We start from the raw sequence: 13,765 nt of genomic DNA, 5'->3' as shown, positions 1-13,765 counted from the left end.
GGCTTACCTAAGTTGAAGCCCGGAACCTCGCCGCCTTCTCCCCCTTCTCGTCCCGCACGGACTCTCCCCATCCGGAGGACCCCCACATGCGCTCGCACCTGCTCAATGACCTCACCGCGGAGGACTACCGTCGCTCCGTGACCGAAGGAGTCGAGCGGGTGGCGGCCAAACTCGCCACCACCGAACGGCCGTTCACCGGCGTCACGGCAGACGACCTCGCCCCCCGCATCGAACGGATCGACCTCGACCGGCCGCTGCACGACACCACGGCCGCCCTGGACGAACTCGAAGAGGTCTACCTGCGCGACGCCGTCTACTTCCACCACCCCCGCTACCTCGCCCACCTCAACTGCCCGGTCGTGATCCCGGCCGTGCTCGGCGAGGCGGTCCTGTCCGCCGTCAACTCCTCGCTGGACACCTGGGACCAGTCGGCCGGCGGCACCCTGATCGAGCGCAGGCTCATCGACTGGACGGCCGCCCGGATCGGCCTCGGCCCCTCCGCCGACGGGGTGTTCACCTCCGGCGGCACCCAGTCCAACCTCCAGGCGCTGCTGCTGGCCCGCGAGGAGGCCAAGACCGACAGCCTCGACCGGCTGCGTGTCTTCGCCTCCGAGGCCAGCCACTTCAGCGTCAAGAAGTCCGCGAAACTGCTCGGCCTGGGCGCGGACGCGGTGGTGAGCATCCCCGTCGACCACGACCGGCGGATGCAGACCGTCGCCCTCGCCCACGAGCTGGAGCGGTGCCGCAGGGACGGCCTCGTCCCCATGGCCGTCGTCGCCACCGGCGGCACCACCGACTTCGGCTCCATCGACCCGCTGCCGGAGATCGCCGAACTGTGCCGGCAGTACGGCGTGTGGATGCACGTCGACGCCGCCTACGGCTGCGGTCTGCTCGCCTCGGTGAAGTACCGGGACCGCATCGACGGCATCGAGCGCGCCGACTCGGTCACCGTCGACTACCACAAGTCCTTCTTCCAGCCGGTGAGTTCCTCCGCCGTCCTGGTCCGCGACGCCGCCACGCTGCGGCACGCCACCTACCACGCGGACTACCTCAACCCGCGCCGCATGGTGCAGGAACGCATCCCCAACCAGGTGGACAAGTCCCTCCAGACCACCCGCCGGTTCGACGCGCTCAAGCTGTGGATGACGCTGCGCGTGATGGGCGCCGACGGCATCGGCTCGCTCTTCGACGAGGTCTGCGACCTCGCGGACGAGGGCTGGCGGCTGCTGGCCGCCGACCCGCGCTTCGACGTGGTGGTCCGGCCGTCCCTGTCCACCCTGGTCTTCCGCTACATCCCGGCCGCCGTCACCGACCCGGCCGAGATCGACCGCGCCAACCTGTACGCCCGCAAGGCCCTGTTCGCCTCCGGCGACGCCGTGGTCGCGGGCACCAAGGTCGGCGGCCGCCACTACCTGAAGTTCACCCTGCTCAACCCCGAGACCACCGCGGACGGCATCGCCGCCGTCCTCGACCTGATCGCCGACCACGCCGAGCAGTACCTGGGAGAATCCGTTGACCGCGCTTCCTGAGTCCCGACCGAGGACCTACGACTTCGTGGGGATCGGGCTCGGCCCCTTCAACCTCGGCCTGGCCTGTCTCACCGAACCGATCGCCGGACTCGACGGCGTCTTCCTGGAGACGAAGCCCGACTTCGAGTGGCACGCGGGGATGTTCCTCGACGGCGCCCACCTCCAGACGCCGTTCATGTCGGACCTGGTCACCCTCGCCGACCCGACCTCCCCGTACTCCTTCCTGAACTACCTCAAGGAGCGCGGCCGGCTCTACTCGTTCTACATCCGCGAGAACTTCTACCCGCTGCGGGTCGAGTACGACGACTACTGCCGCTGGGCCGCCGGCAAGCTGAGCAGCATCCGCTTCGGCACGACGGTCGAGACGGTGACGTACGACGACGCGGACGAGCACTACGTCGTGACGACCACCGCGGGCGACACCTACCGCGCCCGCCACCTGGTGCTGGGCACCGGCACCTCGCCGCACCTGCCCGACGCCTGCCGGGACCTGGGCGGCGACTTCATCCACAACTCCCGCTACCTGGAACACAAGGCGCGGTTGCAGCGCAAGGAGTCGATCACCCTGGTCGGCAGCGGCCAGTCGGCCGCCGAGATCTACCAGGACCTCCTCGCCGAGATCGACGTGCACGGCTACCGGCTGAACTGGGTCACGCGCTCACCGCGCTTCTTCCCGCTGGAGTACACCAAGCTCACGCTGGAGATGACCTCCCCGGAGTACGTCGACTACTTCCGCGAGCTGCCCGAGGACACCCGCTACCGGCTCACCGCCGAGCAGAAGGGCCTGTTCAAGGGCATCGACGGCGACCTGATCGACGAGATCTTCGACCTGCTGTACCAGAAGAACCTCGGCGGCCCGGTCCCCACCCGGCTGCTCACCAACTCGGCCCTGACCGGCGCCCGGCACGACGACGGCACGTACACCCTGACGCTGCGCCAGGAGGAGCAGGGCAAGGACTACGAGCTGCGCAGCCAGGGCCTGATCCTGGCCACCGGCTACGCCTACACGGAGCCGGAGTTCCTCGCCCCGGTCCGCGACCGGCTGCGCTACGACGGGCACGGCAACTTCGACGTGGGCCGCAACTACGCGATCGACGTGACGGGCCGGGGCGTCTTCCTCCAGAACGGCGCCGTCCACACGCACAGCATCACCTCGCCCGATCTGGGCATGGGCCCGTACCGCAACACCTACATCATCCGTGAGCTGCTCGGCACCGAGTACTACCCGGTCGAGAAGAAGATCGCGTTCCAGGAGTTCTCCGTATGACCGCCGACCACACCCCCCGCACCGGCATCGGGACGTTCACCGTCCGCCCGCTCGACCCGCTGGCCGACGCCGAGCTGCTGCACGGCTGGGTCACCCACCCCAAGGCGGCCTTCTGGATGATGCAGGACGCGAAACCGGAGGACGTCGAGCGGGCGTACATGGAGATGGCGGCGGACGAGCACCACCACGCGCTGCTGGGCCTGCACGACGGCGTGCCGGCCTTCCTGATGGAGCGGTACGACCCCGCCCACCGCGAGCTGGTCGGCCTGTACGAGCCGCTCCCCGGTGACGTCGGCATGCACTTCCTCGTCGCCCCGACGGACACGCCCGTGCACGGCTTCACCCGTGCGGTGATCACCGCCGTGATGGCGCACCTCTTCGCCGACCCGGCGACCGCCCGGGTCGTGGTGGAACCCGACGTCGGCAACAAGGCCGTGCACGCCCTCAACGAGGCGGTCGGATTTGAACCCGACCGCGAGATCGAGAAGCCGGAGAAGACGGCGTTGCTGAGCTTCTGCACCCGCGCGCAGTTCGAGAAGGCGGTGGCCGCATGACCCTCGCCGACTCCGTGGCCCACCTCTCCCCCGAGCGCTGGGAGCAGGCCAACCGTCTGTTGGTCCGCAAGGCCCTCGCCGAGTTCGCGCACGAACGGCTGATCAGCCCCGAGCCGGACGGCGAGGGGTACGCCGTGCGCAGCGACGACGGCCAGACCGTCTACCGGTTCACGGCCGTCCGCCGCGCCCTCGACCACTGGCAGGTGGCCGCCGACTCCATCACCCGTCACCGCGACGGCGCCGAACTTCCCCTGGCCGCACTGGACTTCTTCATCGAGCTGAAGAAGTCCCTGGGACTGAGCGACGAGATCCTGCCGGTGTACCTGGAGGAGATCTCCTCCACCCTCTCCGGCACCTGCTACAAGCTCACCAAGCCGCAGATCCCCTCGGCCGAGCTGGCCCGCGCCGGCTTCCAGGCGATCGAGACCGGCATGACCGAGGGCCACCCCTGCTTCGTCGCCAACAACGGGCGGCTCGGCTTCGGCGTCCACGAGTACCTGTCGTACGCGCCCGAGACGGCGAGCCCGGTACGGCTGGTGTGGCTGGCCGCGCACCGCTCGCGGGCCGCGTTCACGGCGGGCGTGGGCATCGAGTACGAGTCGTTCGTACGGCAGGAGCTGGGCGAGGAGACCGTCGAGCGCTTCCGCGCCCGGCTGACCGGCCTGGGACTCGAGCCGGCCGACTACCTCTTCATCCCCGTCCACCCCTGGCAGTGGTGGAACAAGCTCACCGTCACCTTCGCCGCCGAGGTCGCCCGCCGGCACCTGGTCTGTCTGGGCGAGGGCGACGACGAGTACCTCGCCCAGCAGTCCATCCGGACCTTCTTCAACTCCTCCCACCCCGAGAAGCACTACGTGAAGACGGCCCTGTCCGTCCTCAACATGGGGTTCATGCGGGGCCTTTCGGCCGCGTACATGGAGGCCACCCCCGCGATCAACGACTGGCTCGCGCAGCTCGTCGACAGCGACCCGGTGCTGCGGTCGAGCGGTCTGTCGATCATCCGCGAGCGGGCCGCCGTGGGCTACCGGCACCTGGAGTACGAGGCGGCCACGGACCGCTACTCGCCGTACCGCAAGATGCTCGCCGCGCTGTGGCGGGAGAGCCCGGTGCCGTCGCTGGCGGAGGGCGAGTCCCTGGCGACCATGGCCAGTCTCGTCCACGTGGACCACGAGGGCGCCTCGGTCGCGGCCGCGCTGATCGAGCGGTCGGGGCTGGCGCCGGCCGAGTGGCTGCGCCGCTATCTGCGGGCCTACTACACCCCGCTGCTGCACAGCTTCTACGCCTACGACCTGGTGTACATGCCGCACGGCGAGAACGTCATCCTGGTCCTGAAGGACGGGGTGGTGCGGCGGGCGATCTACAAGGACATCGCCGAGGAGATCGCCGTCATGGACCCGGACGCGGTGCTGCCGCCCGAGGTGCGGCGCATCCGCGTCGAGGTGCCCGAGGACATGAAGCTGCTGTCGGTCTTCACGGACGTCTTCGACTGCTTCTTCCGCTTCCTCGCCGCGAACCTCGCCACCGAGGGGGTCCTGACGGAGGACGAGTTCTGGGGCACGGTCGCCGAGGTCACCCACGAGTACCAGGAGGCGAACCCCGAACTGGCCGACAGGTTCCGCCAGTACGACCTGTTCGCCCCCGCGTTCGCCCTGTCCTGCCTCAACCGCCTCCAACTGCGCGACAACCGGCAGATGGTGGACCTGGCGGACCCGTCCGGCGCGCTCCAGCTGGCCGGCGACCTGGCGAACCCCCTCGCGGGCCGGTAACGGCCGCGTCGACGGACGGGCACCCCGCGGTACGGTCCCGCGGGGTGCCCGTCTCCCTGCGAGCCGGGACTACTTGGCCCTGCGGGCCACCGTGAAGTGGTCGATGCGGTCGCCGGTCTCGGCGATGCCCTGGACCTTCAGGGTGGCGTAGCGGCCCTTCTGCGCGGGGACGACGTCGACACGCAGGAAGGAGTAGTTCAGGTAGCGCACCCGCGACCAGGTGACGGTCTCGTCGACCTTGCCGTCCTTGGTGTTGATGAAGGAGGCGACGGAGTCGACCTCGTTCGGGTGGCCCTCGTAGGAGTCGGGCGCGGTGAACGCGTACAGGCTGCGGCCCGCCGCGCCCGCAGTGACGTACACGGTGCCCTCGGTGTCCGAGTAGGCCGTCTCGCCGATCGGGAGCTTCTTGACGACCTGGTTGCCCTTGATCACGTCGGTGCGCTCGTACTGGTGGTTGTGGCCGTTGATGACCAGGTCGACCTGGTACTTGTCGAACAGCGGCACCCACTCCTGGCGCACTCCCCCCTCCGAGGCGTGCGCGGTGGAGGTGCAGTACGCGCAGTGGTGGAAGAACACGATGACGAAGTCGATGTCCTTCGAGGCGCGGAACTTCTTCAGCTGCGCCTCGAACCACTTGGTCTGGGTGCCGCCGGAGATGCCGAGGTTGGCCGGGATCTCGAAGGAGACGTCGTTGGGGTCCAGCGAGATGATCGCGGTGTTGCCGTAGACGAAGGAGTAGACGCCCGGGAGGTTCTTGGCGTCCGGGCCGTTGTCCGGGAGGGTCCAGCGGGCCTCCTCGCCACCGTAGCCGTTGGGTGAGTACCAGGCCTCCATGTCGTGGTTGCCGTACGAGACCATCCACGGGATCTGCTTGGCGACCGACTCGGTCTGGTAGAGGAACTGGTCCCAGGTGCGCGAGTCGAACCCGGTGTCGGTGGTCTTGCCCTGGCCGGCCGGGTCGCCGTAGGCGATGTCGCCCGCGTGCAGGTGGAAGGCCGGGTTCTGGCCGAGGATCAGGCTGTCGTTGGCCAGCGCGTGGTAGCTGACGCCCTGGTCGCCGAAGGCGGTGAAGGTGAACGGCTCCTTGCGGTCGGGCGCGGTGGTGAAGGTGCCCAGGGTGCCCGCCAGGTGCGCCGCGGCCGGGTCGAAGCCCTGGTGGCCGACGCCGTAGTAGTACGTACGGCCCGGGCGCAGGTGGGTGAGCTTGGCGTGCAGGTAGTACTGGCTGTGGTCGCCGCTCGCGCCGACACCGGCCGGGGTGTAGAGGGTGCGGACCTCGGCCTCGATCTTGCGCGAGAGGTCCCAGGGGTGGGCGCCGATCCGGATGAACGGCTTCTTCACCGCGACCGGGACCTGCCACGAGACCGTCATCTCGGTGCTCGGGTCGTTGCCGTAGGCGAGGTGGCGGCCGAAGGGGGCGACGAGGGCGCCGTCGACCGTCTCGGTCGCGGGCGCGGTGGACTGGGTGGGTACGGCGGCCTGGGCGGTGGCACCCGGCACGAACGCGCCACCCACGACGGCGCCCACGGTGACCGCGCCGCCTCTGATCATCGTGCGCCTGGAGAATCTGGCGCGCAGGTATTCGTGCTGTTCGGCCATGCTCATGCGCTCGGCCAGCTGCTCGGGTACGCCCATGCGAGGAATGTCCATGGCGTCTGAAACTCGTCCCCCAAGGCAACGGACCGCAGGACTCAGGATGGACAGCCGACGAACAGCGCCTCATAAGAGATTCAACACGGCTCTGCCCGAAATCGGGCAGGATTCTTGCGGATCTACCGTCGGTACCCCAGGATCTACCGAGTGCACGACGAACTCGTTGATCACCTGACCCGGTCCACGCCCCTCAACCGGGGTGAGGCCCTGCGGGTGGTCCAGGACGTGCTCGCCTATTTCGACGAGACGACCGAGGACTACGTCCGTCGCCGCCACCGCGAGCTCCAGGCCCAGGGCCTGGTGAACGCGACGATCTTCGAACGGATCGAGGCGGACCTGAAATACCGGGCGGTGTCGCCGCCGGAGCTCTCGCTCCGGCAGCTGCGCCGCATGGTCTACGGCTGAGGAATACCTATACATGTGCGGAATTGTCGGATACATCGGTCGGCGTGACGTCGCTCCCCTCCTGCTGGAGGGCCTCCAGCGTCTGGAGTACCGCGGCTACGACTCCGCGGGCATCGTCGTCACCTCGCCGAAGACGCCGGGCCTGAAGCTGGTCAAGGCCAAGGGCCGGGTCCGTGACCTGGAGGCCAAGGTCCCGGCGCGCTTCAAGGGCACCACGGGCATCGCCCACACCCGCTGGGCCACCCACGGCGCCCCGTCCGACATCAACGCGCACCCGCACATGTCGGCCGACAACAAGGTCGCCGTCGTCCACAACGGCATCATCGACAACGCCTCCGACCTGCGCAAGAAGCTCGAGGCCGACGGAGTCGAGTTCCTCTCCGAGACCGACACCGAGGTGCTCACCCACCTCATCGCGCGCTCCCAGCACGAGAAGCTGGAGGACAAGGTCCGCGAGGCGCTGCGGGTGGTCGAGGGCACCTACGGCATCGCCGTGATGCACGCCGACTTCAACGACCGCATCGTGGTGGCCCGCAACGGCTCCCCGGTCGTCCTCGGCATCGGCGAGAAGGAGATGTTCGTCGCCTCGGACATCGCCGCCCTGGTCGCCCACACCCGCCAGATAGTCACGCTGGACGACGGCGAGATGGCCACCCTCAAGGCCGACGACTTCCGGACGTACACCACCGAGGGCACCCGCACCACGGCCGAGCCGACCATCGTGGAGTGGGAGGCCGCGTCGTACGACATGGGCGGCCACGACACGTACATGCACAAGGAGATCTTCGAGCAGGCCGACGCCGTGGACCGCGTGCTGCGCGGCCGCATCGACGACCGGTTCTCCACCGTCCACCTCGGCGGCCTGAACCTGGACGCCCGCGAGGCGCGCCAGATCCGCCGCGTGAAGATCCTCGGCTGCGGCACCTCGTACCACGCGGGCATGATCGGCGCCCAGATGATCGAGGAGCTGGCACGCATCCCTGCGGACGCCGAGCCGGCCTCGGAGTTCCGCTACCGCAACGCCGTCGTCGACCCCGACACGCTGTACATCGCCGTCTCGCAGTCCGGTGAGACGTACGACGTGCTGGCGGCCGTCCAGGAGCTCAAGCGCAAGGGCGCCCGCGTCCTCGGCGTGGTCAACGTGGTCGGTTCGGCGATCGCCCGCGAGGCGGACGGCGGCGTCTACGTGCACGCGGGCCCCGAGGTCTGCGTGGTCTCCACCAAGTGCTTCACCAACACCACGGTCGCCTTCGCGCTGCTCGCGCTGCACCTGGGCCGCACCCGCGACCTGTCGGTGCGCGACGGCAAGCGGATCATCGAGGGCCTGCGCAAGCTGCCCGCGCAGATCACCGAGATCCTGGAGCAGGAGGCGGAGATCCAGAAGCTGGCCGAGGAGTACGCCGAGGCCCGCTCGATGCTCTTCATCGGCCGCGTCCGGGGCTACCCGGTGGCCCGTGAGGCCTCGTTGAAGCTCAAGGAGGTCTCCTACATCCACGCGGAGGCCTACCCGGCCTCCGAGCTCAAGCACGGTCCGCTCGCCCTCATCGAGCCGGCGCTGCCCACCGTCGCGATCGTCCCCGACGACGACCTGCTGGAGAAGAACCGCGCGGCCCTGGAGGAGATCAAGGCCCGCAGCGGCCGGATCCTCGCGGTCGCGCACCGGGAGCAGGAGAAGGCCGACCAGACGATCGTCGTGCCGAAGAACGAGGACGAGCTGGACCCGATCCTGATGGGCATCCCGCTCCAGCTCCTCGCCTACCACACGGCGAAGGCCCTGGGCCGGGACATCGACAAGCCGCGCAACCTCGCCAAGTCGGTGACGGTGGAGTAGGACTCCCGCTCCTCGCGTGTTCCTCGCGCAGTGACATGAACGACCCCCTGTGAGCCACCTGCACAGGGGGTCGTTCCTTCAAAGGGGCCGGGGCCGCCCGGTGCCCCGGCCCGCGCCTGCCTCAGCCGGTGGCCGTCACCCCCCGGCCGGCGGCGCGTCCGGGAAGTGCCGTGGGCCAGTGGGCCAGGGCCGCGGTCGCCGCGTACCAGGCCACCGCTCCGGCGGCCACGGCGAACCAGCCGCCGGCCTTGGCCAGGCCGCCGCTGCCGTTGAAGGCGGCGATGGCCAGCAGCAGGAGCGAGACGAAGAACAGCCCGTAGGTGCCCTGGCCGAGCTGGTCACCACCCGCGAGGGTGAGGCTGAGCGCCACCAGGGCGAAGAGCAGCAGGAAGAGTCCCGCGGCGTTGTCGGAGGCCTGGGCGCCGGCCGAGACGGCCCAGGTGAACCAGAGTGCGCCGAGGACGGTGTAGGCGGTGCCGTTCGCCGTGTCGCGGTCGCGCAGGGCGAGCAGCCCGGCGAGGAACAGGGCGACTCCGCCGACGTAGTGGGCGAGGGTCACGGCGTCTGCCGCCGTCACACCGTCGATCAGGTCCGTGTAGCCGAGTCCGAACGCCAACAGGGTTATTCCCAGGGCGAGTCGGCCGAAGATCGTGGTGGTGGTGCTTCCCGCAGAGACGTCGTTGTCCACGGCGGGCTCCCTTCATGCATGTGCGTTGCGCGGTGAGCGATATATGCCCTTCACAAAGGCACAAACACTTACTACGCGCGAGTAGATTCGCGCTGCGCACCAAGGGAGTTGAGCCGGTCCGCCGGGCATCCCGCCTGCGGACGCGGGGAGTTACGGAATGACGATGACGGGCCGCTTGGCCCGCTTGGCGAGCCGTCCGGCGACCGAGCCGAAGATCCGGCCGACGATGCCGTGCGTGGAGCCGACGACGATCGCGTCGGCCTCGTACTCCCGCCCCACCTCTTCGAGTTCGTGGCAGATGTCGCCGCCGCGCTCGACCAGGATCCAGGGCACCTCCGCGAGGTACTCCGCGCAGGCGAGTTCCAGACCGAGCACCTCGGTGCGGTGGTCCGGCACGTCCACGAAGACGGGCGGTTCGCAGCCGGCCCACACCGTGGTCGGCAGCCGGTTGGCGACATGGACGATGATCAGGCCCGACCGGGAGCGGTGGGCCATGCCGATGGCGTACGCGAGGGCCCGCTCACTGGACGTGGAGCCGTCGAAGCCGACGACCACGCCGTGCTTGAAGGCGGGGTCGCACGCGTGGCGTTGCTCTTCCGCCGCAAGGGGCTCGGCCGCCGTGGGATCGGCGACGGGCCGCTTGCGGTCCGCGGGTTCGAAGAATTCGTGACCGGCCATGAGTGTCTCGGCGTTCAGATCCTCGTGGGTGGGGACGACGGCGGTGGGACGGAGGTGTGTCCGGGAATCATCTTCCCAACCCCATACCCCAAGGGTACGGCGGCACTCCTCCTTCGCCCAGATCCCGCGCGCGCTCCGTTGCGGGTTCCCCGGAGCATGCACGAGGGAGCGCCCGTGACGCAATGGTTGCTGCCCCGTACAGGCGGTTCACACAGGATTCGACCGGATTCACTTGACGACCCTGGTGACCGAGCGACCGGGCGGACGTTGAACCCGCGTGAACGACCGCCACAGGGAGCACGCGATGCCCTCATCCCGCACCGGCCCCGAGGCCGGGCGCACCGCCGCGCCGGCCCCGGACACGGCGACCGACGTGGTCCGCTGGGCCGCCTTCAGTTGCGTGCTGGTCCCGGTGGTGCTGCTCTGGTACGGCTCCTCGCTCGCCGGCGCCACCGGCACGGCGCTCGGTCTCGCGGCCGTCACGGCCGCGTGCCGCACCCTGTTGCGCCGGTCCGAACGCGGCGCGGCCCTGCTGCGGGCCGCGGAGGCCGCACCGTCCGCGACCCGCGGACGGCGTCACAGGGTCGGATCGGGGGCACACGGAGGCGGCCGCCGCCCGGGCGGAAGTACACCGGTCGGCTGACCGGTTTTTATGCACGCGAGCGCTTGTTTTCAGCCAACTTCTCGCCCCTGCGCATCCCTTGCCCCGAACACCCCCCTCCCCCGGTGCGACCTGCACGGATAGGGCCTCGGAGACCCTGTGCACCCTACGGGGATTGGCCACTGCCACGAGGCGCACTTCCCTGCACGCCCCACGAGTGCAACGCTTCGTGATCGAATGCTTCACGCCAAGTTGCCATGTCGACAATGTGCCCAGTGGTGAACTGGTCACGACGGCACCGGGCGACACAGTAGATTCGATCTTGACTGTTACGGCGGGGGACTCGTGCAGGACCGAGGGGAAACGTGTTGGAGCGACAGACCCGAAGGGAACAGGGAGCCGCGACCACCGAGGGGGGCTTAGCAGTATGAGCCACGACTCCGCTGCCGCGCCGGAAGCCGCGGCCCGGAAGCTTTCCGGGCGACGCCGCAAGGAGATCGTTGCGGTGCTGCTGTTCAGCGGCGGCCCCATCTTCGAGAGTTCCATACCGCTGTCGGTGTTCGGGATCGACCGCCAGGACGCCGGCGTACCACGCTACCGACTGCTGGTGAGCGCGGGCGAGGAAGGCCCGCTGCGGACCACAGGGGGCCTGGAACTCACCGCACCACACGGCCTGGAGGCGATCTCCCGGGCGGGCACGGTCGTCGTGCCGGCCTGGCGTTCGATCACCTCGCCGCCGCCGGAGGATGCTCTCGACGCACTGCGCCGGGCGCACGAGGAGGGCGCCCGCATCGTCGGGCTGTGCACCGGCGCCTTCGTCCTGGCGGCCGCGGGCCTGCTGGACGGACGACCGGCCACCACGCACTGGATGTACGCGCCGACGCTGGCCAAGCGCTATCCGTCGGTACACGTGGATCCACGCGAACTCTTCGTCGACGACGGCGATGTGCTGACGTCGGCGGGCACCGCGGCCGGAATCGATCTCTGTCTGCACATCGTGCGGACGGACCACGGCAACGAGGCGGCCGGTGCGCTGGCCCGCCGGCTGGTGGTCCCGCCGCGCCGCAGCGGCGGTCAGGAGCGCTACCTCGACAGGTCTTTGCCGGAGGAGATCGGCGCCGACCCGCTGGCCGAGGTCGTCGCCTGGGCGCTGGAGCACCTCCACGAGCAGTTCGACGTGGAGACCCTCGCGGCGCGCGCGTACATGAGCAGGCGGACGTTCGACCGACGCTTCCGCTCGCTCACCGGCAGCGCTCCGCTCCAGTGGCTGATCACCCAGCGCGTGCTGCAGGCGCAGCGCCTGCTGGAGACGTCGGACTACTCGGTGGACGAGGTCGCGGGCCGCTGCGGCTTCCGCTCGCCGGTGGCGCTGCGGGGGCACTTCCGGCGTCAGCTGGGCTCGTCGCCGGCCGCCTACCGGGCCGCGTACCGGGCCCGGCGTCCGCAGGGCGAGCGGCAGCTGGAGAGCGAGGGCCCGCCGGCCCCGCTCCCGGCGGGCCCGGTGTCCGCGCTGCACCCGGAGGGCGGGCCGGTCCCGCCGCAGACCCGCCGCACACCGGCGGCGGCGCTGGCCGCCTCGGCGTCCGGCGCCGGGGACGGCAGCCGGGAGGCGTACCTGTCGGGCCGGGCGAGCCTGCCCGGCCAGCGCAGCGCGACGTGACGGCGTACGGGACGACGCCCATGGCGACGTCCATGGCGGCGTACGGGACGGCGTACGTGACGATGTGACGTGCGGCACGGGAAGGGGCGGTCAGGGTCGGATCCTCCGGCCCCGGCCGCCCCTTCTCCGTCCCTTCCCCCGCCGACACCCCTCCCGCCCCAGGAGTTCCGCGCCACAAGCTCGCCGCACGACCGGTTCGGCCCACGACGACGCGCCGTAAGGTTAGACACATGAACGATCGCATGGTGTGGATCGACTGCGAGATGACCGGCCTCTCGCTGTCCGACGACGCTCTCATCGAGGTGGCCGCCCTCGTCACCGACTCCGAGCTCAACGTGCTCGGCGACGGTGTGGACATCGTGATCCGTCCGCCGGACTCCGCGCTGGAGACGATGCCGGAGGTGGTGCGCCAGATGCACACCGCGTCGGGCCTGCTCGAGGAGCTGGCCGGCGGCACGACGCTGGCGGACGCCGAGGCACAGGTCCTGGCGTACGTGCGCGAGCACGTCAAGGAACCCGGCAAGGCACCGCTGTGCGGCAACTCGGTCGGCACCGACCGCGGCTTCCTGCTCCGCGACATGCCGGCCCTGGAGAACCACCTCCACTACCGGATCGTCGACGTCAGCTCGGTGAAGGAGCTGGCCCGGCGCTGGTACCCGCGGGCCTACTTCAACAGCCCCGAGAAGAACGGCAACCACCGCGCCCTCGCCGACATCCGCGAGTCCATCGCGGAACTCCGGTACTACCGCGAGGCCGTCTTCGTGCCCCAGCCCGGCCCCGACTCGGACACCGCGAAGGCGATCGCGGCGAAGTACGTCCTGCCTGCTCAGCAGGTGTAGCAGGGGCTCGGGAAGCGCCGCCGTAAAAGGTGTGCGCGAGCACCCCTCAAGACCCTGTACACTTTTTCTCGGCCGGTAGGGGAAACCGAAAAGTCAACCACCGGCCCATGGTGGGTGTAGCTCAGTTGGTAGAGCACCTGGTTGTGGTCCAGGTGGCCGCGGGTTCGAGTCCCGTCACTCACCCTGAAGGTTCAGCGGGTGACCTCCTCACGGAGGTCACCCGCTGACGCGTTTCCGGGAGGCTCACTTCACCGTGCACACCGAACCAGTGCCCACCGAGCCGGTGCCTGCGGA

At 69.7% G+C, this 13,765-nt stretch carries 12 protein-coding genes and 1 tRNA gene; 10 read left to right on the top strand and 3 right to left on the bottom strand.

Going from position 1 to position 13,765, the window contains the following annotated elements; translation table 11 throughout:
- Positions 1 to 86 precede the first annotated feature (86 nt).
- The 4 genes from desA to ACWC24_RS00625 are packed head-to-tail and all read left to right on the top strand — an operon-like array spanning position 87 to position 5,116.
- Positions 87 to 1,529 carry a lysine decarboxylase DesA gene (desA, locus tag ACWC24_RS00640; RefSeq protein WP_450660642.1) on the top strand — a complete coding sequence of 481 codons (1,443 nt, stop codon included), beginning with the start codon at positions 87 to 89 and terminating at the stop codon, positions 1,527 to 1,529.
- Entirely contained in the window at positions 1,513 to 2,796 is a 1,284-nt protein-coding gene (locus tag ACWC24_RS00635) for a lysine N(6)-hydroxylase/L-ornithine N(5)-oxygenase family protein (protein ID WP_450660641.1), read from the top strand. The genes desA and ACWC24_RS00635 overlap by 17 nt, the downstream gene beginning before the upstream one ends.
- Positions 2,793 to 3,350, top strand: a complete 558-nt coding sequence (locus ACWC24_RS00630) for a GNAT family N-acetyltransferase (protein ID WP_450660640.1) — start codon at positions 2,793 to 2,795, stop codon at positions 3,348 to 3,350. The genes ACWC24_RS00635 and ACWC24_RS00630 overlap by 4 nt, the downstream gene beginning before the upstream one ends.
- The gene (locus ACWC24_RS00625; RefSeq protein ID WP_450660639.1) at positions 3,347 to 5,116 is read left to right on the top strand and encodes an IucA/IucC family protein; all 1,770 of its coding nucleotides are present in this window, start codon (positions 3,347 to 3,349) and stop codon (positions 5,114 to 5,116) included. Before ACWC24_RS00630 ends, ACWC24_RS00625 begins: the two co-directional genes overlap by 4 nt.
- A gap of 69 nt (positions 5,117 to 5,185) precedes the next feature.
- Here the strand turns inward: ACWC24_RS00625 and ACWC24_RS00620 are convergent, their stop codons facing one another.
- Positions 5,186 to 6,751 carry a fibronectin type III domain-containing protein gene (locus tag ACWC24_RS00620; RefSeq protein WP_450660638.1) on the bottom strand — a complete coding sequence of 522 codons (1,566 nt, stop codon included), beginning with the start codon at positions 6,749 to 6,751 and terminating at the stop codon, positions 5,186 to 5,188.
- 165 nt (positions 6,752 to 6,916) lie between these two features.
- Here ACWC24_RS00620 and ACWC24_RS00615 point away from each other — a divergent pair, with 165 nt between their 5' ends.
- Both ACWC24_RS00615 and glmS read left to right on the top strand, forming a co-directional pair.
- The gene (locus tag ACWC24_RS00615; RefSeq protein ID WP_162469735.1) at positions 6,917 to 7,174 is read left to right on the top strand and encodes a hypothetical protein; all 258 of its coding nucleotides are present in this window, start codon (positions 6,917 to 6,919) and stop codon (positions 7,172 to 7,174) included.
- A 13-nt stretch (positions 7,175 to 7,187) separates the two neighbouring features.
- Entirely contained in the window at positions 7,188 to 9,005 is a 1,818-nt protein-coding gene (gene glmS, locus ACWC24_RS00610) for a glutamine--fructose-6-phosphate transaminase (isomerizing) (protein ID WP_450660637.1), read from the top strand.
- Positions 9,006 to 9,126: 121 nt separating this feature from the next.
- Here glmS and ACWC24_RS00605 read toward each other — a convergent pair whose 3' ends face one another.
- Both ACWC24_RS00605 and ACWC24_RS00600 read right to left on the bottom strand, forming a co-directional pair.
- Positions 9,127 to 9,693 carry a GPR1/FUN34/YaaH family transporter gene (locus ACWC24_RS00605; protein WP_450660636.1) on the bottom strand — a complete coding sequence of 189 codons (567 nt, stop codon included), beginning with the start codon at positions 9,691 to 9,693 and terminating at the stop codon, positions 9,127 to 9,129.
- 150 nt (positions 9,694 to 9,843) lie between these two features.
- Positions 9,844 to 10,371, bottom strand: a complete 528-nt coding sequence (locus ACWC24_RS00600; RefSeq protein ID WP_152894508.1) for a universal stress protein — start codon at positions 10,369 to 10,371, stop codon at positions 9,844 to 9,846.
- A 304-nt stretch (positions 10,372 to 10,675) separates the two neighbouring features.
- Between ACWC24_RS00600 and ACWC24_RS00595 the strand changes: the two genes are divergently transcribed.
- The 4 genes from ACWC24_RS00595 to ACWC24_RS00580 all read left to right on the top strand — a co-directional run bounded on the left by ACWC24_RS00595 (position 10,676) and on the right by ACWC24_RS00580 (position 13,654).
- Complete coding sequence (locus ACWC24_RS00595; protein WP_450660635.1) at positions 10,676 to 11,014, top strand: hypothetical protein; 339 nt, start codon at positions 10,676 to 10,678, stop codon at positions 11,012 to 11,014.
- Positions 11,015 to 11,399: 385 nt separating this feature from the next.
- Entirely contained in the window at positions 11,400 to 12,632 is a 1,233-nt protein-coding gene (locus ACWC24_RS00590) for a helix-turn-helix domain-containing protein (RefSeq protein WP_450660634.1), read from the top strand.
- A gap of 230 nt (positions 12,633 to 12,862) precedes the next feature.
- Positions 12,863 to 13,471 (top strand): oligoribonuclease, encoded by a 609-nt coding sequence (gene orn / locus ACWC24_RS00585; protein WP_450660633.1) that lies wholly within the window; start codon positions 12,863 to 12,865, stop codon positions 13,469 to 13,471.
- A 110-nt stretch (positions 13,472 to 13,581) separates the two neighbouring features.
- Positions 13,582 to 13,654, top strand: a tRNA-His gene (locus ACWC24_RS00580).
- Positions 13,655 to 13,765 lie beyond the last annotated feature (111 nt).

It is taken from the genome of Streptomyces sp. NPDC001443 (assembly GCF_053597355.1).
Note: the sequence above shows the minus strand (reverse complement) of the source record. Positions and strands in the feature narration are given on the sequence as shown.